This window comes from Duganella sp. P38, from assembly GCF_050859475.1.
Classification (GTDB): domain Bacteria; phylum Pseudomonadota; class Gammaproteobacteria; order Burkholderiales; family Burkholderiaceae_D; genus Rugamonas.
Window position 1 is genome coordinate 92701 of record NZ_CP193936.1, and the last position, 21514, is coordinate 114214.

18 protein-coding genes are annotated in these 21514 nt (G+C 66.4%); 13 read left to right on the plus strand and 5 right to left on the minus strand.

Annotation, left to right across the window (positions count from 1 at the left end):
• Positions 1-75: 75 nt before the first annotated feature.
• The 3 genes from ACRQ5J_RS00380 (at position 76) to ACRQ5J_RS00390 (ending at position 2072) form a co-directional block, all read left to right on the plus strand.
• Positions 76-768, plus strand: a complete 693-nt coding sequence (locus ACRQ5J_RS00380) for a substrate-binding periplasmic protein (protein ID WP_432380638.1) — start codon at positions 76-78, stop codon at positions 766-768.
• A 213-nt stretch (positions 769-981) separates the two neighbouring features.
• A complete protein-coding gene (locus ACRQ5J_RS00385; protein ID WP_432380639.1) occupies positions 982-1590 on the plus strand; it encodes an OmpW/AlkL family protein in 609 nt (202 codons plus the stop codon).
• A 62-nt stretch (positions 1591-1652) separates the two neighbouring features.
• Positions 1653-2072, plus strand: coding sequence for a hypothetical protein (locus ACRQ5J_RS00390; RefSeq protein ID WP_432380640.1), 420 nt, complete (start codon positions 1653-1655; stop codon positions 2070-2072).
• Between the two features lie 84 nt (positions 2073-2156).
• On the opposite strand, the gene ACRQ5J_RS00395 is transcribed toward ACRQ5J_RS00390, so the two are convergent.
• Complete coding sequence (locus ACRQ5J_RS00395) at positions 2157-3701, minus strand: methyl-accepting chemotaxis protein (RefSeq protein ID WP_432380641.1); 1545 nt, start codon at positions 3699-3701, stop codon at positions 2157-2159.
• 233 nt (positions 3702-3934) lie between these two features.
• On the opposite strand from ACRQ5J_RS00395, the gene ACRQ5J_RS00400 reads away from it, so the two are divergent.
• Entirely contained in the window at positions 3935-5581 is a 1647-nt protein-coding gene (locus ACRQ5J_RS00400; RefSeq protein WP_432380642.1) for a M28 family peptidase, read from the plus strand.
• Between the two features lie 9 nt (positions 5582-5590).
• Here the strand turns inward: ACRQ5J_RS00400 and ACRQ5J_RS00405 are convergent, their stop codons facing one another.
• From ACRQ5J_RS00405 to nudC, 3 genes are read right to left on the minus strand one after another with little or no spacing between them, the layout of a single operon-like run.
• A complete protein-coding gene (locus ACRQ5J_RS00405) occupies positions 5591-6913 on the minus strand; it encodes a thioredoxin family protein (RefSeq protein WP_432380643.1) in 1323 nt (440 codons plus the stop codon).
• 4 nt (positions 6914-6917) lie between these two features.
• Positions 6918-7478: a GTP cyclohydrolase I FolE gene (folE, locus tag ACRQ5J_RS00410; protein ID WP_432380644.1), complete on the minus strand. Its 561-nt coding sequence runs from the start codon at positions 7476-7478 to the stop codon at positions 6918-6920.
• A 48-nt stretch (positions 7479-7526) separates the two neighbouring features.
• Complete coding sequence (nudC, locus tag ACRQ5J_RS00415) at positions 7527-8345, minus strand: NAD(+) diphosphatase (RefSeq protein ID WP_432380645.1); 819 nt, start codon at positions 8343-8345, stop codon at positions 7527-7529.
• 193 nt (positions 8346-8538) lie between these two features.
• On the opposite strand from nudC, the gene ACRQ5J_RS00420 reads away from it, so the two are divergent.
• The 6 genes from ACRQ5J_RS00420 to ACRQ5J_RS00445 all read left to right on the plus strand — a co-directional run bounded on the left by ACRQ5J_RS00420 (position 8539) and on the right by ACRQ5J_RS00445 (position 16013).
• Positions 8539-11742, plus strand: coding sequence for a methyltransferase domain-containing protein (locus tag ACRQ5J_RS00420; RefSeq protein ID WP_432380646.1), 3204 nt, complete (start codon positions 8539-8541; stop codon positions 11740-11742).
• 21 nt (positions 11743-11763) lie between these two features.
• Entirely contained in the window at positions 11764-12639 is an 876-nt protein-coding gene (locus tag ACRQ5J_RS00425; RefSeq protein ID WP_432380647.1) for a glycosyltransferase family 2 protein, read from the plus strand.
• An 8-nt stretch (positions 12640-12647) separates the two neighbouring features.
• The gene (locus tag ACRQ5J_RS00430) at positions 12648-13532 is read left to right on the plus strand and encodes a WxcM-like domain-containing protein (RefSeq protein WP_432380648.1); all 885 of its coding nucleotides are present in this window, start codon (positions 12648-12650) and stop codon (positions 13530-13532) included.
• A complete protein-coding gene (locus ACRQ5J_RS00435; protein WP_432380649.1) occupies positions 13529-14647 on the plus strand; it encodes a DegT/DnrJ/EryC1/StrS family aminotransferase in 1119 nt (372 codons plus the stop codon). Before ACRQ5J_RS00430 ends, ACRQ5J_RS00435 begins: the two co-directional genes overlap by 4 nt.
• Positions 14644-15201 carry a GNAT family N-acetyltransferase gene (locus tag ACRQ5J_RS00440; protein ID WP_432380650.1) on the plus strand — a complete coding sequence of 186 codons (558 nt, stop codon included), beginning with the start codon at positions 14644-14646 and terminating at the stop codon, positions 15199-15201. Before ACRQ5J_RS00435 ends, ACRQ5J_RS00440 begins: the two co-directional genes overlap by 4 nt.
• Before the next feature lie 158 nt (positions 15202-15359).
• Positions 15360-16013 (plus strand): hydrolase, encoded by a 654-nt coding sequence (locus ACRQ5J_RS00445; protein WP_432379894.1) that lies wholly within the window; start codon positions 15360-15362, stop codon positions 16011-16013.
• A gap of 95 nt (positions 16014-16108) precedes the next feature.
• Here the strand turns inward: ACRQ5J_RS00445 and ACRQ5J_RS00450 are convergent, their stop codons facing one another.
• Positions 16109-16513 (minus strand): CBS domain-containing protein, encoded by a 405-nt coding sequence (locus ACRQ5J_RS00450; RefSeq protein ID WP_432380651.1) that lies wholly within the window; start codon positions 16511-16513, stop codon positions 16109-16111.
• An 80-nt stretch (positions 16514-16593) separates the two neighbouring features.
• Here ACRQ5J_RS00450 and ACRQ5J_RS00455 point away from each other — a divergent pair, with 80 nt between their 5' ends.
• The 3 genes from ACRQ5J_RS00455 (at position 16594) to rfbG (ending at position 21488) form a co-directional block, all read left to right on the plus strand.
• A complete protein-coding gene (locus tag ACRQ5J_RS00455) occupies positions 16594-19422 on the plus strand; it encodes a glycosyltransferase (RefSeq protein WP_432380652.1) in 2829 nt (942 codons plus the stop codon).
• 102 nt (positions 19423-19524) lie between these two features.
• Complete coding sequence (gene rfbF, locus ACRQ5J_RS00460) at positions 19525-20298, plus strand: glucose-1-phosphate cytidylyltransferase (protein WP_432380654.1); 774 nt, start codon at positions 19525-19527, stop codon at positions 20296-20298.
• Positions 20295-21488, plus strand: a complete 1194-nt coding sequence (gene rfbG / locus ACRQ5J_RS00465) for a CDP-glucose 4,6-dehydratase (protein ID WP_432383556.1) — start codon at positions 20295-20297, stop codon at positions 21486-21488. Before rfbF ends, rfbG begins: the two co-directional genes overlap by 4 nt.
• Positions 21489-21514 lie beyond the last annotated feature (26 nt).

A 21514-nucleotide genomic window follows, 5' to 3' on the forward strand; every position in this document is an offset into this window, starting at 1 on the left:
CCTGCATGTGCGGGGCCCAACATACAGCGGCTATAATGCGGCATGCACTCCCGATCCTGCCTTCTTAGCGCCGCCGTGTGGGCGTTGTCCGCCTCCGCGCTCGCCGGTCCCGGCGAGCTGGTGATGCTGGCCCCGCTCGACCAGGCAATGCCGATCGCGCGCATCCAGAATGGCGCCATCAGCGGCGGCATCGTCAAGGATTTCGGCGACGTGCTGGCGCAGCGCCTGGGCCGCCGTCCGGTGTACCTGAATGCGGACACGCCGGACGTGAGGCCGGCGCTGGGCAGCGGCCGCGCCGACGCCATGTGCTATGTGATGCCGTTCTGGATCGATGGCGACTACAACTGGAGTCCGCCGCTGTTTCCGGACGCCGAGATGATCGCCGCCCGCAAGGACATGCCGCACCTGCGCTCGCTGAAGGATTTGCGCGATCAGCCCATCGGCACGGTGGCCGGCTACAAGTACCAGCGCGTGGAGCTGGTGCTGGGCAAGCGCTTCCGGCGCGTGGACGCGGTCAATATGGAGGCCAACATCCAGCAGATGGCGAGCGGCAAGGTGCCGTACACGATGATCAGCGAGGCCACGCTCAATTACCTGCACCGCACCACGCCGGCAATGAAGGTGCGGCCGGACCTGGTGTTCTCGGCCTATAAGGCGCAGTGCGCGTTTTCGCAGAAATCCAAAATTCCTTTCGACGAGGTGAGCCGCGCCATCGACACGTTGCTCAAGGACGGCAGCATCGACCAGATCCTGGCGCGCTACCGCTAGCCCGGCGTGTCGGCCAGATGTTGCGGGCCCTGTTGATCACCTATTCCCCTTCCGGCGCGCCGGCGTGCACCGGCGTTGAGGACGTCGACGCGGGCCACACGACCACCGCGCGCTTTTACAGTTTGAAAGTTTTGACCTGGATCAATGTTTTTACTGCGCTGCATCAATAGACTTTCCCGTGTTACTTAACGACGACAAAGAGGGGAAGTAAAAATGAGCAAGTCCGTAGCAGCAGTATTAGCAGCCCTGACCCTGATGAGCGGTAACGTGCTGGCGCAAGAAAGCCCATGGCTGGTGCGCGTGCGTGCCGTGCATATCGATCCGGCCGACAAATCCGATCCGGTGGGCGGCGTCGGCGCATCCGACCGCATCCACGTCAAGGACAAAACCATTCCGGAAGTGGACATCAGCTACTTCTTCACCAAGAACATCGCCACCGAGCTGATCCTGACCTACCCGCAGAAGCACGACGTCACGCTGGACGGCGCCAAGATCGGCTCGATCAAGCACCTGCCGCCGACGCTGACGGTGCAGTACCACTTCGCGCCGGACGCCACCATCCGTCCGTATGTCGGCGCCGGCGTCAACTACACCACCTTCTCCAAAGTCAAGCTGCTCGACGGCGCGGCCAGCCTCGAACACGACAGCGTCGGCCTGGCGTTGCAGGCGGGCGTCGACTTCGCCATCGACAAGAACTGGTCGATCAACCTGGACGTGAAAAAGGTGCAGATCCGCAGCGACGTGCTGATCGGCGGCGCCAAGGCCAGCCGCGTCAAGGTCGACCCGGTACTGCTGGGCGTGGGCGTGGGCTACCGCTTCTGAGATGACGATTCCCGCGGGGCAGCTATAATGTTCGCAAACAGATAGCCACCCACGGGAATCCCATGCGCAAGATCCTGATCGTCCTGATGCCTTTGCTGCTGGCCGCCTGCGTGGACGACACTGCGTCGTACTACGCCGACGGGCCGGTGGGCAACCACGCGCTGACCATCCACCGCGTGCAAAAACATTTCTGGAGCAAGGAAAGCCGGGTCGAGCTGATCATGCAGCGGCTGCCGGACTGCCTGCGCCGTGTCGAGCTCAGCGAAATGCCGGCCGACGAGGTGGAAATCGAACTGCTGTCCGGCGGCGACAACGTCTGGACGCTGCGCGCGGGCGACGAGCTGTGGCAAGTGGAAACGCAAACCTGCACCATGTACCCCGACGTCAAGGGCGACGGTGGCGAGCTGATGGGCGTGTTCCGTCCCGACGGCAACAAATTCGTCTACGAAGCCGCCGTCTACGAAACCGTCCCGGCGCAATAATCCGGGGTCAGGTCTGACAAACGCACACGGGCTCAACTGCTGCGCAGTTGAGCCCGTGTGCGTTTGTCAGACCTGACCCCGGATTTACGTGCGGAAGCGGGCTACCAGCGTGGCCAGCATGGCGGCTTGCTCCTGCATGCTGCCGGCCGCAGCGGCGGCTTGCTCTACCAGCGCGGCGTTCTGCTGCGTCACCGAGTCCATTTCCGTGATCGCCATGTTGACGTGGCCGATGCCCGTGCTTTGCTCGCCCGAGGCGTCGGTGATCGCCTGCATGATCTGCGTGACGCGCGAGACGCTGGCCACCACCTGGTCCATCGTCGTGCCGGCCTCGGCCACCAGGGCGCTGCCGTTGCTGATGCTGTCGACCGAGGCGTTGATCAGCTCCTTGATTTCCTTGGCCGCCGCCGCCGAGCGCTGCGCCAGGTTGCGCACTTCCGACGCCACCACCGCGAAGCCGCGCCCCTGCTCGCCGGCGCGCGCCGCTTCCACCGCCGCGTTCAAGGCCAGGATGTTGGTCTGGAAGGCGATGCCGTCGATCACGCTGATGATGTCGACAATGCGCGTGGCCGAGGCGTTGATGGTGTCCATCGTCTGCACCACCTGCGACACCACCTTGCCGCCGCGCGCCGCCACTTCCGAGGCCGACTGCACCAGCTGGTTGGCCTGCACCGCGTTGGCGGCGTTCTGGTTGACGGTCGAGGTCAGCTCTTCCATCGACGCGGCCGTCTCTTCCAGCGAGCTGGCCTGCGATTCGGTGCGCGCCGACAGGTCCAGGTTGCCGGTGGCGATTTCGCCCGAGGCGGTGGCGATGGTGTCGGCGCTGCGGCGGATCTCGCCGATGGTGTCGGCCAGCCGCTGCTGCATCACCTTGACCGAGTGCAGGATGCTGCCCTGGTCGGCCGCGTGGGTGTGCACCTGAACGCTGAGGTCGCCATCGGCGATCTTCTGCGTGATCTCGCTCACGTATTCCGGCGCGCCGCCGATGGTATGGCGCAGGCTCTTGTTGACCAGGCTGACGATCACCCACAGCAGCGCGCACACCAGCGCCAGCCAGCCGGCCGACTTCAGCAGCGAGTCGCGGAAGGCGATGTCGATGTCGTCGGTGTAGACGCCGGTGGTCAGGTCCCAGTTCCACGGCGCGTAGCGGACCACGCGGCTGAGCTTGGGCACGGGCTCGGTCGATCCCGGCCGCGACCAGTAATAGCTGACGAAGCCGCCGCCCTCGGGCAGGCCGCCGGTGGCGGCGATGGCGCGGTAGACGTAAGTGCCTTTCGGGTCCTTCAGATCGACCAGGTCCTTGTTGTTGTTTTCCGGCTTGATCGGATGCATGATCGACAGCGTGCCGCTGCTGATCGTGAAGTAGCCGTCCTTGCCATAGCGCAGCAGCTTGATGATCTCGATCGCCTGGCGCTGCGCCTCTTCCTTGCTCAGCTTGCCGGCGGCGGCGCGCTCGCCGAATTGCTTGACGATGTTGAGCGCCATGTCGTCCACATGGCGCAAGTCATTTTGCCGTTCCTCGAGCCGCACATTGCGGGTCTGGATGGTTTCAAACAGGAAAATCGCGGTAATACACAGCAGGCTGCAGATCAGGGGTATCCACAGCTTTTGCTGAAACGACAACTTGTTCATGGTGCCAGTCTCCGTACTTGTCTTGTGGAAACCAGCATACGCGCAAAGGCCCTTGCACGCTGAAAGAAATTTCAGAGCTGTGGTTTATCTACCAAAACAAAGCGATCTCTACAGCAACAATGCGCGCCGAGCGCCGTGAAAATGTGTCCACAGGCAACAAAATTGTGTCACAATGGTAGTTTAAATATTAACAAACGTTCACCCATATGAAATCGCTATGGTCAGGTGTCATCTTGGCAAGCTGGGCCGCGACGGCGCTGGCGGCCCAGCCCAAGCTCGACGGCGCGGCGCTGCTGGAACAGATCGGCACGCTGGCGTCGGACGCGTTCGAAGGCCGCGCGCCCGGCACCCGCGGCGAAGCGCTGACCCTGGACTACCTGCAACAGCAATTCAAGCAACTCGGGCTGGAACCGGGCAATCCGGACGGCACGTATTTGCAGGCGGTGCCGCTGGTCGGCATCTCCAGCCACCCGACGCTGAGCTACAGCAAGGACGGCGTGGCGACGCCGCTGAAGTTCGGCGACGACTACATCGCCTGGACCGCGCGCGCCGAGCAGCAACTGGAGGTGGCCGACTCCGAGCTGGTGTTTGTCGGCTACGGTGTGCAGGCGCCGGAATTCCAGTGGGACGACTACAAGGGCGCCGACCTCAAGGGTAAAACGCTGGTCATGCTGATCAACGACCCGCCGCTGCCCGACCCGAAGCGCCCGAAGCAGCTCGACGCCAAGGTCTTCGGCGGCAACGCCGTCAGCTGGTACGGGCGCTGGAACTACAAGCTCGAGATCGCCGCCCGGCGCGGCGCGGCCGGCGTGCTGATCGTCCACGAAACCCGGGCGGCCGGCTACCCGTACGAGATGGTGGTCAACAGCTGGGGCCGCGAAAACTTCGCGCTGCGCGACAACCCGCCGCCGTACCAGCCGCCGGTGGCCGGCTGGCTGCAACAGGAGCGCGCCGGCGCGCTGTTCAAGGCGGCCGGGCTGGACTTCGCGCAGCTGAAGCAGCAGGCGCTGTCGCGCGACTTCAGGCCGCTGCCGCTGGGCCTGAAGCTGCACGTGGCCATGGTCAACGCCGTGCGCGAGCTGCCGTCGCACAACGTGGTGGCGCGCATCCCCGGCGCCGACCCGCTGCTGAAGGACGAGGTGGTGGTCTACACGGCGCACTGGGACCACTTCGGCATCGACGAAACGCTGCCCGGCCCGCGCACCCAGCAAATCTTCCACGGCGCGGTGGACAACGCCAGCGGCGTCGCCGCGCTCTTGCAGATCGCCAAGGCCTATAAGGCGCTGCCGGCGCCGCCCAAGCGCAGCATCGTGTTTGTCGCCACCACGGCGCAGGAGCGCGGGCTGCTGGGCGCGCAATACTATGTGCGCCATCCGCTCTATCCGATCAGCAAGACGGTCCTCAACATCAACATCGACGGCATGAACCTGTGGGGCCGCACGCGCGATGTCGAGCTCAGCGGCATGGGCAAATCCACTGCGGACGAGCTGGTCAAGGCGGCGGCCGCCGCGCAGGGCGCGTGCTCAAGCCGGACAGCAACATCAGCTACGGCAGCTACTACCGTGGCGACCAGCTGGAATTTGCGCGCGCCGGCGTCCCGACGATCTACCTGCGCAGCAGCTCCAACAAGCAGCTGTACTACACGGCGCACCACTTCCACACGGTGCACGACATCGTGCAGCCGACGTGGAACACGGCCGGCGCGCTGGAAGACATCAGCCTGTTATTCCAGGCCGGCTACCAGGCCGCGCAAGCCAGGGAAGCGCCGAAGTGGAAACAAGGCGCCGAGTTCCAGCGGCACTAATCCGGGGTCAGGTCTGACATTCGCACACGGGCTCAACTGCGAAGCAGTTGAGCCCGTGTGCGAATGTCAGACCTGACCCCGGAGGTTAGATGGCGGCGGCGAGGGCGGCGGTGTGGGGGCCGGCCAGCGTGGCCAGCTTCGGGGCCAGCTTTTGCAGCTGGCCGAGGTTGCGCTGCTGGCGGGCGTCGGCGCCCGCCGCGCGCACGTCGGCCAGCAACCCTTGCGCGGCTTGCTCGATGCGCTCGCTGTCCTGCGGCGCCAGCTCGATCAGGCTGCCCAGGTAGGTGACGCCCCATTGCAGCCGCGTCGCCGGGCCGACCGACGCCGCCCATGCTTTGCCGTACCAGTCCAGCACGGCAGAGGTGTCGCCACGCCGCCTGGCGGCCGCCGCCAGGCTGAGCATGAAGTAGTACGGCGAATGCGAACGCGGCAGTTCGGCCAGCAGCACTTGCTCGGCCTGCGCCGGCAGGCCGGCGTCGTTCAGCGCGCTGACGGCGGTATTGACCAGCGTGTGCCGTTCGTACGGGTCGGTGGACCCGGCCAGCGCCTGCTCCACCTGGTCGCGCACCTGCGCCTGCAGGCCGTGCGCCGGCGCCAGCAGGCGCGCCAGCCGCATTTGCAGCCGCACCGCCATCAGCCGGTCCGCTGCGCCGAGCCAGAAGTCGTCGGCCCATTGCGCCGCCACGCCGCCCAGCGCGGCCGCCAGTTCTTCGCGCCGGCTGGCGATTTTGATCAGGTTCAGGCCGCTGTTGTTGAAGAGGTCCATATTGGCGCGCGCCAGCCGGGCGTCGGCCAGCACCGCCAGCAACATGGCCGCGTCAGCCGTGCCGGCCGCCAGCTGCGCGTGCAGGCCGAGCCGCGCGGCGGCGTCCGCATGGGCGCCGCCGGCGGCGGTTGCCAGCGCCGCCAGCGTCAGGGCCAGCGGGCGCGTGCCCAGCAGCTTGCCTTCGTCGGTGTCCCATGCGTAGTGCGCCAGCAGCGACCATTCGTCGCCGCTCAGCGGCCGCGATGCGCTCAGCGCGGCGTCGAGGGCGGCCGACGCCGAGGAGCCGGCCGCGTGCACCGCCAGCGCGGTGGCGAAGGCGGCCACGAACAGTTCGCCATCGAGCTCGCACGGCAGGCGCGTGATTTCGCCGCCGTCCGGCGCGTACAGCACTAGCGTCGGGTAGCTGCGCAGCCGGTATCGCGCGGCCAGCGCCTGGGCGCCGGCGCTGTCGCCGTCGAGCTGGTAGCACAGCACCGCGGCCGACCTGGCGACGAATTCGTCGCGCGCGAAAATCTCCGCCTTGACGCGGTTGCACGGCGGGCACCAGGCCGCGCCCCAGTACAGGAATAGCGGGCGCTGCTGCGCCCGGGCCTGTGCGAAGGCGGCGTCAAGGCCGCCGCTCAGCCACGCGATCGCCGCCATCGCCTCAGTCCCTGGCCAGCGCCAGGAATTCGGTGCGCATGGCCAGGTTCGGCTGCAGCTCGCCCAGCATGGCCGAGGTGACCGTTTCCTCGCCCGGCGTGCGGATGCCGCGGCTTTCCATGCACAAGTGACGGCATTTGACGATGACGCCGACCGCCTTCGGTTCCAGCACTTCCATCAGCGCGTTGGCGATCTGCATGGTCATGCGCTCCTGCACCTGCAGGCGCTTGGCGAAGCAGTCGACCAGCCGGGTCAGCTTGGACAGGCCGACAATCTTGCCGTTCGGAATATAGCCGATGGTGGCCTTGCCGAAGAACGGCGCCAGGTGGTGTTCACAATGGCTGTACACCGGAATATTGCGCACGATAATGAACTCGTTGTATTGCTCCGCGCCATCCTCGAACGCTTTCAGCAGCGTCGCCGGGTCTTGCCCGTAGCCCGAGGTCCAGTGCTGCCACGCCTTGGCCACGCGCGCCGGCGTTTCCAGCAGGCCCGGACGGTCCGGGTCTTCGCCGATGCTGGCGATCAGGCGGCGCCAGTCGTTTTCCGTAAATTCTTGAGACATGATAAAACCTTTTTAAAAATTGCCCGACAGTATATCGGACCTGGCCGCCTACCGCTTGGGCCGGTGGGCCGCGATCAGCCTGGCCGCCACCGACACCGGCACCGGCGGCTCCGGCCAGTCGTCGTCCGGGCCGAACCAGCGGGCGTCGGCGATTTCCTCCGGCTGCACGCGGATTTCGCCGGCCAGGTAGTCGGCCGTGAAGGCGATCATCAGCGAATGCGGGAACGGCCACGACTGGCTGGCAAAGTACTGCAGGTTGTGCACTTTCAAGCCGACCTCCTCGTACACTTCGCGGTGGATGGCTTCCTCGATCGATTCGCCGGCCTCCAGGAAGCCGGCCAGCGCCGTGTAGCGCTTGTACGGCGAGTTGGTGTGCATGGCCAGCAGCACCTGCTCGCCCTTGCGCACCAGCACCATCATCGCCGGCGAGATGCGCGGGTAGGCGCTGTGCCCGCAATTCGGGCACTGGTAGCAGCGCTCGCCCTCAAGCAGTTGCAGCGCGGTGGCGCAGACGCCGCAGTAGCGGTGCGTGCGCGCCCATTCCACCAGCTGCGCGGCACGCCCGGCCAGGCCGAGCAAGCCGTCGTCCAGCGCGCCGAACAGCGAACGCAGGCCGTGGTAGCCGAATTCGGGTCCCGGCAGCGCCGGCGCCTCCAGCCACGCCGCCTGGTAATACCGCCCGTCCCAATGGCCGAGCGGATGGATGTGCTGCGGCGGAATGCGCAGCACGGCGAGCGCCGCCGCCTGCGGCAAGGCCAGCCCGTCGTTGCGCAAAAGCAACTGGCCGCGATGAAAAACAAAGGTCAGCGGATCGGCCTCAGCCTGCGGCCGGATCGACGGGATAAAGGTAGCGGGCGTTTGCAGCATGGCGTGACAAGCAAGAAGAAATGCGATGCGGAATCTTACCGCCTTTCCCCGGCCGGCGTTCAATCCGGGCCCGGTTCCGCCAACCGTGCACGGGTTCGGGTACGTTTGGCAGATCTGCCCCCGGTTTTGTTGCCCTCGGCTGGCGACAAAAAGGTATCATAGGGACCGGACTGAAACCACTTTTACGCTTGCTATGACCGCTCAAGTTCCCGCAGCACCCGTCCCCAACGATAACAGCCCGCTGGGCACCGTCATGGGCCTGGCCGTCAAGGGCCAGCTGTCGATCGCCGACCTGTTCGGCGCGGCCGCCGTGCTGCAGGAGAGTGGCCAGCTGCCCGCCGCCGTCGCGCTGTACCGCGCCTGGATCGAGCACACGCCGTCGCCGCTGTTGTACGCGGCCTGCTTCAACCTGGCCGTGGTGCTGTCGAACGCCGGCGACGACGTTGGCGCCGAGGCGGCGCTGCGCAAGGCGATGGCGCAGAATCCGAACTTCATCGAGGCGCGCCTGAACCTCGGCACGCTGCTGGAACGCACCGGCCGCCCGGACGAGGCGCTGGCCATGTGGCACAGCATCCTCAACGATCCGATCGAGCCGGACGTCAAGTCCAACCAGACCCTGCACGTGCAGACGCTGAACAACCTCGGCCGCCTGCTGGAAATCCAGAAGCGCTACCCGGAGGCCGAGGCCATGCTGGCCACCAGCCTGCGCGTCGATCCGCAACAGGCCAATGTGATGACGCACTGGGTGCACCTGCGCCAGAAGCAGTGCGAGTGGCCGGTGTACAGCGGCCTGGAGAACATCTCGCTGGCCACCATGATGGAAGGCACCTCGGCGCTGGCCATGCTGAGCGCCTCGGCCGACCCGGCCCAGCAGCTGGCCGCCGCCCGCCGCTTCGTCAACGAAAAGATCAACGCCGCCGTGGCGCCGCTGACCGGCCAGCACGGCTACGGCCACCAGCGCCTGCGCATCGGCTACCTGTCGTCAGACTTCTGCTCGCACGCGGTGTCCATCCTCACCGCCGAACTGTACGAGCTGCACGACCGCAGCAAGTTCGAGGTCTACGCCTTCAGCTGGAGCCGCGAGGACGGCTCGCCGATCCGCGCCCGCGTGGTCAAGGCCATGGACCACTACATCCGCATCGACAAGATGAGCGACGAGCAGGCCGCCCGCACCATCCGCGCCCACGAAATCGACATCCTGGTCGACCTGCACGGCCTGACGCTGGGCGCGCGGCCGCAGATCATCGCCTACCGCCCGGCGCCGGTGCAGCTGACCTACCTCGGCTTCCCCGGCAGCACCGCGCTGCCCGGCATCGATTACGTCATCGCCGACGAGTTCCTGATCACGCCGGAAATGGAACCGTTCTTCACCGAGAAGCCGCTGCGCCTGCCGGACTGCTTCCAGATCAACGACCGCCAGCGCGCCATCGCGCCGACGCCAACGCGCGCCTCGGTCAACCTGCCGGACGAGGCCTTCGTGTTCTGCTCGTTCAACAACAACTTCAAGTTCACGCCAGACCTGTTTGCCGTCTGGATGAACATCCTGCGCCGCGTGCCGGACTCGGTGCTGTGGCTGGTGGCCGACTATCCGGAGGTGCGCGAGAACCTGTACCGCCACGCCGAACAGGCCGGCATCGACCGCAAGCGCCTGATCTTCAACAGCCGCGCCGTGCCGGCCGAGTACCTGGCGCGCTACCAGCTGGCCGACCTGTTCCTCGACACCTTCCCGTTCAACGCCGGCACCACCGCCAGCGACGCGCTGTGGGCCGGCCTGCCGCTGCTGACCTGCGCCGGCCAGACCTTCTCGTCGCGCATGGCCGGCAGCCTGCTGCGCGCGGTCGACCTGCCGCAGCTGATCACCTACAACTTCGCCGACTACGAGGAAAAGGCGGTCGAGCTGGCCAACCACCCGCAGCGCATCGCCGCCATGAAGCGCCAGCTGGTGGCCAACCGCCTGACTTGCGCGCTGTTCGACAGCCCGCGCTTCGTGCGCAATATGGAGGCGGCGTTGCAGAAAGTGGCCAGGCCGGCGGCGCCGCGCCTGGCCGCGCCGGCGCACGCGGTGCGCCCGCCAGAGCCGTCCGAGCAGGCGCCGCAGGCGGTGCGCATCGACCAGATTCCGATCGTCACCGTGTCCTACAACGCGCCCGACCTGATCGAGGCGCTGCTGCGCACCCTGCGCCAGTTCTACAGCAACCGCGTGTACATCATCGACGGCTCCAACCCGGACGTGGCGGAAAACATCCGCGCCATCACCGACAGCTTCGACAACGTCGAGTTCATCCCGTTCGGCTACAACATCCACCACGGCCCCGGCCTGGCCTGGGCCATCAACCACCTCGGCCTGTCGGGCGAGGTGCTGTTCCTCGATTCGGACGTCGAGATCGTCAACCCCGGCTTCCTGGAGGCGCTGCATGCGGAGCTGCAGCCGGGCATGTACGGCGTCGGCAGCACCCAGCCGGTCAACGAACAGGGCTACGACCGCCCGGACGGCAACATCAACTACCTGCACCCGGCCTGCATGCTGGTCAACATCGAGGTGATGCGCCAGTGGCCGCTGCCGATCAAGCACGGCGCGCCGATGATCCACACCATGCTGGCCCTGAACCACAGCAACAACACCCATCTGTTCAAGCACATCGCCTGGGTGCGCAGCGATTTCGAGGGCGACAAGACGCCGCACTACATCAAGCACCCGTGGCAGGGCACGGTGCGCCGCACCGGCGGCTACCATTACGACCTGCCCAACAGCACCGCCGTCAACACCGACCTGCTGCACTTCATGCCGCCCGAGGCGCGCAAGATCGTCGAAGTCGGCTGCCGCGACGGCGCCTTCGCCAAGGCCTACCGGCAGCGCAACCCGATCTGCAACTACACCGGCATCGAGGCCGACCCGGCGCTGGTGCAGGCGGCGCGGCCGCATTGCGACTTCGTTTTCAACAGCACGCTGGAACAGGCCGGCCCGGACTTCTGGGACCACGTGCGCAACGCCGACACCTGGGTGCTGGACGAGGCGCTCGAGCAGCTCGACGATCCGTGGCGCCTGCTGCAAAAAATCCGCACCAATATCGCGCCCGGCGGCAAGCTGGTGGCCACCATCCGCAACTTCCAGCACTGGAGCCTGCAGGCGCGCCTCAACGCCGGCGACCTGCGCTACGGCACCCAGGGCATGGACCTGGCGCGCAAGCGCGTGTTTACGCGCGGCGCCATGCTGGAGATGTTCCAGCTGGCCGGCTTCCAGATCAGCGGCGGCAGCGCCCGCATCATCGACGAGCCGGCACGCGAGAAATACCTGCCGGCGATCCGCATGATGGCCGGCGCCAGCGGCATCGATCCGGTGGTGGCGGTCGAGGACGCGCTGCCGTGGCAATACATCGTGACCGCGGTTGCGGCCTAACCTTCAGGAGCTTACCCGCCCATGAATCTTCCCTTAGTCAGCATCGTCATCCCGTCGTACAAGCCGGCGCATTTCGAGATGTGCTTGCGCTCGGCCATCGGCCAGACCTACCCGAACACCGAGATCCTGGTCAGCGACAATTGCCCGACCGAGGAAATCAAGGCCATCTGCCAGCGCTTCCCCGGCGTCATCTACCAGCGCTCCAGCGTGCTGCGCGAGCAGAACGTGATTTCGGCCTTCTATTCCGGCAAGGGCGAATTCATCAAGCCGCTGTACGACGACGACCTGCTGCACCCGTTCTGCATCGAGCGCATGGTGGCGGCGTTCCAGGCCTCGCCCGACGTGCAGCTGGCGTTCTCGGCCTCGCAGGTGATCGACATCGCCAATATGCGGGTCGAGTCGCGCCGCGCGTTCGAGGCCAGCGGCGTCATGTCCGGCATCGACATGCACCGCTACATGGTGCTCAACCTGCGCAACCACATCGGCGAGCTGACCACGGTGATGTTCCGCCGCGCCCGCCTGTGGGAACTGGGCTGGCACAAGCTGTTCGTGCGCGGCAGCCACGACTTCACCAAGGGCCTGGCCGACATCGCCAGCTACATCAACTTCACCGAGAACGGCTCGGTGTTCTATGTCGATGAAGAACTGAGCTATTTCCGCCACGACCAGCGGCTGCAATCGAATTCCAACGCCCACTCGAACCCCTTCTTCGGCAACAACTTCTCCGACTACATCGACCTGGCGGTCTCGGCCCACGAAACCCAGGCCATCACCACCGAAGAGCTGATCGGGCTGCACGAGACGCTGGTGTCGGTCAACCAGCGCCTGGGCGGCGTGTTCCCGCAGATGGGCGAGGCGTTCGCGCGCTACACCGCCTACCGCGCACAACTGCTGTGAGGACCGCCATGGCGCATGCCCAGACCGCCCAATTGCACGCCGGCGCCGTGGTGGCGCACAGCGCCGTCCTCGGCGACTTCGTGGTCGCCTACGCCGGCGCCGAGGTCGGCGAACACTGCCGCGTGCGCGGCTACACCCAGCTGTGGCCGGGCGTGAAGCTGGAAGCCGGCGCCGAGCTCGGCCCCAACGTCACGCTGGAGGCGCCCGATGACGGCGCCGCGGCCGGCATCGTCATCGGCCCGGACGCGCGCGTCGGCGCCGGCGCGCTGATCTGCTGCGGCGTGCGCCTCGGCCAGGGCGCCGTGGTGGCGGCCGGCGCCGTGGTGGCGCAGAACGTGCCGCCCTACGCCATCGTCAGCGGCTCGCCGGCGCGCATCACCGACTATGTGCAGAACGTCAGCGGCGCCCCGGTGCTGGACTGGCACCAGCGCGCCACCTTCCCCGACCAGCCGTCGGTGGTGCCGCTGGGCGTGGGCGGCGTCACGCTGCACCGCTTCAAGTTCCTGCAGGACCCGCGCGGCGACCTGTCGGTCGGCGAATTCGAAAAGGAAATCCCGTTCCTGCCGAAGCGCTACTTCCTGGTCATGAACGTGCCCAGCGACAAGACCCGCGGCGAGCACGCGCACCGCGAATGCCATCAGTTCCTGATCTGCGTCAAAGGCAGTTGCGCGGTGGTGGTGGTGGACGACCTGGAGCAACGCTGCGAAGTGCAGCTCGACTCGCCCGACGTCGGCGTCTACCTGCCGCCGATGACCTGGGGCATCCAGTACAAATATTCCAGCGATGCCGTGTTGATGGTATTCGCTTCCCATTACTACGCGGCCGACGACTACATCCGCGACTACGACGAGTTTGTCGCCGAGAAGCGCGGCGCCTCGCAGGAGCAAGCATGAGCATTCCCTTTCTGGACCTGAAGGCCATCAACCTGACGCAACAGGACGACATCGAACGGGCGCTGCTGCGCGTGCTGCATGCCGGCTGGTACGTGCTGGGCAAGGAGGTGGAAACCTTCGAACAAGCGTTCGCCGCGTATTGCGGCACCAGGCACGCGATCGGCGTGGCCAACGGCCTGGACGCCATCTTTCTGCTGCTGAAGGCCTACGACATCGGCCCCGGCGACGAAGTCATCGTGCCGAGCAACACCTACATCGCCACCTGGCTGGCCGCCTCGCACTGCGGCGCCACGCCGGTGCCGGTGGAGCCGGTCGAGGGCACCTACAACCTCGACCCGGCGCGGGTGGCGGCCGCCATCACGCCGCGCACGCGCGCCATCATCCCGGTGCACCTGTACGGCCAGGCGGCCGACATGGACCCGCTGATGGCGCTGGCGCGCGAGCACGACCTCAAGGTGATCGAGGACGGCGCGCAGGCGCATGGCGCGCTGTACCACGGCCGCAAGGTCGGTGCGCTGGGCCACGCGGCCGCGTTCAGCTTCTATCCGGGCAAGAACCTGGGCGCGCTCGGCGACGCCGGCGGCATCACCACCGACGACGACGCGCTGGCGCTCAAGCTGCGCACGCTGCGCAACTACGGCTCGCAGAAGAAGTATCACAACGAAGTGGCCGGTTTCAACTCGCGCCTCGATGAATTGCAGGCGGCCGTGCTGTCGGCCAAGCTGCCGGCGCTGGACGGCCAGAACCGCGCCCGCGCGGCAGTCGCGGCCATCTACAACGAAGGCCTGGCCGGCATTCCCGCGCTGCGCCTGCCCGAAGTGCCGTCCTGGGCAGTACCGGTATGGCATCTGTACGTGGTGCGTCACGCGCAGCGCGACAAGCTGGCGGCTAAACTGGCCGAGGCCGGCGTCGGCACGCTGGTGCACTACCCGCTGCCGCCGCATCTGCAACCGGCGTATGCCGGGCTGGGCATTGCCGAAGGCGCGTTGCCGATCTCGGAAGCCATCCACCGCGAAGTGCTGAGCCTGCCGATGGGGCCGACCGTCACGGTCGACCAGGCGCAGCAGGTGGTGGCGGCGGTGCGCGCCGCCGTGGCCGCGCTGGAATCCGCATGAGCGCGCCGCGCTACGTCAAACCCAAAGCGGTGCGCGGCAACAAGCTGGTGTTCCGCGACGCCACCGTCGACGACGCCGAGTTCATCCTCTCGCTGCGCACCGACGCCAGCAAGAACCGCTACCTGTCGGCCACCTCGTCGGACGTGCAGCAGCAGCGCGACTGGCTGGCGCGCTACGCGGCCGATGACAACCAGATCTACTTCATCATCTGCGCGCTGGACGGCCGCCCGGTCGGCACCGTGCGGCTGTACGACCAGCAGGGCGACTCGTTCTGCTGGGGCTCGTGGATCAAGAGCGATGACGCGCCGGGCGGCTTCGGCATTGAATCGGCGCTGATCATCTACGCCTACGCGCTGCAACTGGGCTTCCAGCGCGCGCACTTCCAGGTCAGCAAGGGCAATGACGGCGTCATCAGCTTCCACCAGCGCTTCGGCGCGGTGGAGACGGCTGAGAATGATGTCGAATTCCACTACGAGATGAGCAACGCCGCCATCCACGGCGCGCTGGCGCAATACCGCAAGTTCCTGCCGGACGGCATTCAGGTCGAATTCTAGGCCGGTTTCCCATATTCGAAAATTTCGATGATAAAGCGGAAATTTTTCCGCTTTTTGAATGCATTGTGCTCCCGCATAATGCATTCCATCAGCGCGACGCACACAGCAAACAGCGCTAAACACTAAATCGAAATTTTTGAATCTCAGGAGAATATATTATGCCGACCGCCATCGCCCAACCAGGTAAAACCCTGCTGAACCCAGCCAACCACACGCTGATCATGATCGACCACCAATCGCAGATGGCGTTTGCCACCAAGTCGATCGATCCGGTCCAGCTGCGCAACAACGTCGCGCTGGTATCGAAAGCGGCCAAGGAATTCAAGGTGCCGACGATTCTGACCACGGTGGCGGAAAAATCGTTCTCGGGCCCGATGTTCAACGAAATCAAGCAAGTGTTCCCGAACGAAGCGGCGATCGACCGCACCAGCATGAACACTTGGGAAGATCCGCGCATCGCCGAGCGCGTCAACGCCATCGGCAAGGACAAAATCGTGCTGGCCGGTCTGTGGACCTCGGTCTGCATCGTTGGCCCGGCGCTGTCGGCCCTCGACCAGGGCTTTGAAGTGTACGTCATCACCGACGCCAGCGGCGACATCTCGGACGAAGCGCACGAGCGCGCCGTCGAGCGCATGATCCAGGCTGGCGCCCGCCCGATGACCTCGCTGCAATACCTGCTGGAACTGCAACGCGACTGGGCCCGTGGCGAAACCTACGACGAAACGGTGGCCACCGCGATCGCTAACGGCGGCGGCTATGGCCTGGGCCTGATCTACGCCAAGACCATGTTCAACGCCTCCGAAGGCCACTAAGCACCCCCGTCGTTCCCGCGCAGGCGGGAACCCATGCTGACCTGGCTTGACAGGCGTTCCATGGGTTCCCGCCTGCGCGGGAACGACGTAAGGCATCACGACTCTTCGTCGGAATGGCGGCTATGGAGGCTGCGCAGGATATCGCGCCAGCTAAGGATGCCCACCAGGCGGTCGTCATCGCTGAGGATAGGGATGCACGAGATCGGATGCTCGGTGAACAACTCGATCGCCGCGTCCACCGTCGCGTCCTCGCGCAAAAACTTCGGCTTGCGCGACATGATCTGGTGCACCCGCTTGTTCAGCGTGGCCGTGTCCTTGTACGACTCGGTGCTGGTGCCGATATTCGGGCTCAGCGCCTTGAACAGGTCGCGGTCCGATACCACGCCCAGCAACTCGCCGTTCTCCAGCGCCAGCAGGTGGTGGAACTTGCTGTGATCAAAGATTTCTTTGACCAGCGCAAGCGTGTCATCCAAGCCCACGGTGACCACGTTGCGGCTCATGATGTTCTTAACCAGCATAATATTTTGAGCTTTATTGTCGGAAGATTGAATCCTAGACGGATTCGGCCGACAATACCAGCATGAGCTCCAGCCATCCCAGCGATGAATCGCACCTGCAGGAACTGAACCGGGCCCTGGCCGCCAATGAGTTGACCCAGGCGGCCAAGGTGGCGTTTGTGCTGGCCAAACGCGGCGCGCTGCCGATCATGCAACTGATCGGGCTGGCCGGGCTGATGGGCCACGCCGGCCAGGCCGCCCGCGCCGCCGAGCTGTATCACCTGTGGCTGCGCTGCACCGAGTCGCCGCTGCTGTTTGCCGCCTGGTATAACCTGGGCGTGCTGCAAATCCAGGCCGACGAACAGCAGGAGGCCGAGCAGTCGCTGCGCGCCGCGCTGGCCATCAAGCCCGATTTCATCGACGCCCGCATGATGCTGGGCACCTTGCAGGAGCGCCTGCGCCAGCACGAGGCCGCGCTGGCCACCTGGCGCCTGGCGCTGGCGCAGATCGATCCCGACCATCCAGCAAGCCGGCCGCAACAGATCAAGGCGCTCAACAGCGTGGCGCGCGTGGCGGCGCTGCGCAAGCATTATCCCGAGGCCGAGGACGCTTGCGCCCGCAGCCTGCTGCTGGACCCGCAACAGCCGGAGATCGCCGCCCAGTGGATCAGCCTGCGCCAGCAGCAGTGCGCGTGGCCGGTGTGCGCGCCGCTGCCCGGCCTGGCCGAGGCCGACCTGAGCCAGAACGCGTCGGCCGCCTCGGCGCTCTGCATCAGCGACGACCCGGACCAGCAACTGGCCGCCGCCCGCCGCCATCCGGTCAACCAGGCCGCGCCGCCGGCGCCGCTGGCGGACGAGCTCGGCTATGCGCACCGCAAGCTGCGCATCGGCTACCTGTCGTCCGACTTCAGCAGCCACGCCGCCCGCCTGACGGCCGAGCTTTACGGGCTGCACCAGCGCGCGCAGTTTGAAATCTACGGCTTCAGCTGGAACGAGGAAGACCGCAGCGGGCTGCGCGCCCGCATCGCGCCGCAGATGGACCACCATATCCGCCTGACGGTGATGAGCGACCTGCAGGCGGCGCAAACCATCCGCGCCCACGAGATCGACATCCTGGTCGACCTGCACGGCCTTGGCGCCGGGGGCCGGCCCGGCATCCTGGCGCACCGCGCCGCGCCGGTGCAGATTGGCTGGCTCGGCCATCCCGGCAGCAGCGCCATGGCGGCGCTCGACTACGTGCTGGCCGACGCCTTCGTGCTGCCGCCGGAACTGGCCGCCAGCGTCAGCGAACGCCCGCTGTACCTGCCCGATTGCGTGCAGATCCACGACCGCCGCCGCGCCGTCGGCCCCGCGCCCACGCGCGCCAGCTGCGGCCTGCCGGACGAAGCCTTCGTGTTTTGCTGCTTCAACAGCAGCCGCAAGCTGGCGCCGGCGCAGTTCGCCGGCTGGATGCGCATTCTCAGGCGCGCGCCGGACAGCGTGCTGTGGCTGGCCGCCGACAGCGAACCGGTGCGCGACAACCTGCGCGTGGCGGCGCTGCGCCACGGCGTCGCCAGCGAGCGGCTGGTGTTCGCGCCGCGCGTGCCGCAGGCCGATTACCTGGCGCGCCTGCAACTGGCCGACCTGTGCCTGGACACGCTGCCGTTCAGCGGCGGCGCGGCCGGCGCCGACGCGCTGTGGGCCGGCGTGCCATTGCTGACGCGGGCTGGCAGCAGCTACGCGGCGCGGCTGGGCGGCAGCCTGCTGCACGCCATCGGCCTGCCGGAACTGGTGACGCGCAGCGCCAAGGCGTACGAGGACAAGGCGGTGCGGCTGGCCGGCAAGCCGGAGGAACTGGCGCGCCTGCGCCGCCGGCTGGCGAAAAACCGCGACCGCAAGCCGCTGTTCGATACGCCGCGCCTGGTACGCGAGCTGGAGCAGCTGTACCTGCAAGTGGCGCGCGGCGCGCTCCAGCAACACCACGCCGCCACCACGCCGGACGTCAGCCTGCCGCTGGTCAGCATCCTGATCCCGACCGGCGACCACGATGACGCCGACCTGCTGGAGCATACCGTCCGCAGCGCGCTCGGCCAGCACTATGGCCGCTGCGAAGTCATCGTCAGCGACAGCGGCGGCAACGACGTCCGCCGCCGCAAGCTGGCCCGGCTGCTCTCGGCCTCTCCGAACTTGCGCTACAACCGCGCCCCCACGCTGGGCGCCGAGGACAACCTCGACCATTGCCTGACCTTGGCGCTGGGCGAGTTCATCGCCGTCGCCCCGGCCGGCGACCTGCTGCACGCCGACAAAATCGGCAAGATGCTGCATTACTACCAGGCCTATCCCGGCATCGGCCTGGTGGCGTGCTGGCGCCAGCCGGTGGACGACCAGGGCCGGCCGCTGCCCGGCGCGCCGCTGCTGCCGGCCGAAACGGCGGTCAGCGGCGCTTCGCTGGCGGCGGTGCTATTGACCAATGAGCGCGGCGCCGGCGACGCGCTGTGCCAGCCGGCCAGCCTGTTGCTGCGGCGCGAACAGTTGGGCGCGTCCTTCGGCCACTACCAGGGCCGGCGCTACCGCCATCTGGCCGGCGTCGCCACCGCGCTGGCGGCGTTGGCCGGGCGCGAATGCGCCTATCTGCCGGCCCCGCTGTCGACCTTCCAGCTGGCGCCGCCGGCGCCGTCGAGCGGCGCGGCGCGGCTGGCCGAACAGCTGGCGGTGGCGCTGGAAAGGTTAAACCTGTTGTATGAGGCCCACACCCGGCAATACTTCCTCACCGACGCCCATCAATTCAAGGGACTGTTGGCGGCGCGCCTGTCGGCGCTGGGCGCGCTGGTGCAGCAACACTACCCGCAACTGGCGGCGGGCGATCCGCAACAGGCCGAAATCGTCGAGCAAGCGCTGCGACAGGGTTATCACATGCTACTTGCTGGTTCCTGAACAATTTCAGGCCCCAAAAGCCCTGTTCTTTTCGTTTAGAATACAACGGCAATGGCTGACAATGCAGTCTGCGAGCGCACTCACCATCAATCCGGAGACAGCATGAAAGCAGTGATTTTGGCAGGCGGCCTGGGCACGAGACTCAGCGAAGAAACCACCGTCAAGCCGAAACCGATGGTCGAGATCGGCGGCAAGCCGATCCTGTGGCACATCATGAAGAGCTACTCTGCTCACGGCATCAACGATTTCGTCATCTGCTGCGGCTACCGCGGCTACATCATCAAGGAATTCTTCGCCAACTACTTCCTGCACACCTCGGACGTGACGTTCGACCTGCAGGCGAACAGCATGGAAGTGCACGAGCGCCACGCCGAACCATGGCGCGTGACGCTGATCGACACCGGCGCCGACAGCATGACCGGCGGCCGCCTGAAGCGCGTGCGCGAGCACCTGAAGCACGAGGAAGCGTTCTGCTTCACCTACGGCGACGGCGTGGCCGACATCGACATCAGCGCCTCGATCGCCTTCCACAAGGCGCACGGCAAGCTGGCCACCATGTCGGCCGTGCAGCCGCCGGGCCGCTTCGGCGCCATCGACTACGAAGGCCAGCGCATCGTCAGCTTCAAGGAAAAACCGCAGGGCGACGGCGCCTGGATCAACGGCGGCTACTTCGTGCTGTCGCCGAAGGTGATCGACTATATCGACGCCGACAGCACCATCTGGGAAAAGGAGCCGATGGAAGGCCTGGCGCGCGACAACCAGATGGACGCCTGGTTCCACCACGGCTTCTGGCAACCGATGGACACGCTGCGCGACAAAATCCACCTGGAAGACCTGTGGGAAAGCGGCAAGGCGCCGTGGAAGAAGTGGCCATGAAGCCGGCGTTCTGGCAAGGCAAGCGCGTTTTCCTGACCGGCCACACGGGTTTCAAGGGCAGCTGGCTCAGCCTGTGGCTGCAACAGCTGGGCGCGCACGTCACCGGCTATGCGCTGCCGGCGCCCAGCCAGCCGTCGCTGTTCGACGTGGCCCGGGTCGGCGCCGGCATGACCTCGATCATCGGCGACATCCGCGATGGCGCGGCGCTGCAACAGGCGCTGCACGAGGCCCGGCCGGAGATCGTCATCCACATGGCGGCGCAGGCGCTGGTGCGCTACTCGTACGCCAATCCGGTCGAAACCTACGCCACCAATGTCATGGGCCTGGTCAACTTCTTTGAAGCGGTGCGCACCACGCCCGGCATCAAGGCGGTGGTCAACGTCACCAGCGACAAGTGCTACGAGAACAAGGAATGGGCCTGGGGCTACCGTGAAAACGAAGCCTTCGGCGGCTACGACCCGTACAGCAACAGCAAGGCCTGCGCCGAACTGGTCACGGCCGGCTACCGTTCATCGTTCTTCAACCCGGAAAAATACGCCGAACACGGCGTGGCGCTGGCCTCGGGCCGCGCCGGCAACGTCATCGGCGGCGGCGACTGGGCCGAAGACCGCCTGATCCCCGACATGGTGCGCGCCATTGCCGCCGGCAAGCCGGTGCGCATCCGCAGCCCGCACGCGATCCGCCCGTGGCAGCACGTGCTGGAGCCGCTGTCGGGCTACCTGGCGCTGGCCGAGCATTTGTACGAGCACGGCGCGGCCTTCGCCGAAGGCTTCAACTTCGGTCCGCACGATATCGACGCCCGCCCGGTCGACTGGATCATCGAACGCCTGTGCCAGAGCTGGGGCGACGGCGCCGCCTGGGAACTGGACAATGCGCCACAGCCGCACGAAGCGCACTACCTCAAGCTGGACTGCTCCAAGGCGCGCGCGCGCCTGCAATGGCAGCCGCGCTGGCACCTCGGCCACACCATCGACCAGATCGTCGGCTGGCACCAGGCGCAAATGCGCGGCGCCGACATGCGCGCGCTGACGCTGGCACAAATCGACACCTATCAAAACACCGCCCCCTCGGCACCACCTAAGGCAGCAATCATGAGTCAAACCAAAGAACAACTCCGCGAACAGATCCTCAAGCTGGTGGCCGAATACGGCGCGCTGGCCAGCGTGCCCAAGCCTTTGAGCCCGGCGTGACCGTGATTCCGCCGGCCGGCAAGGTG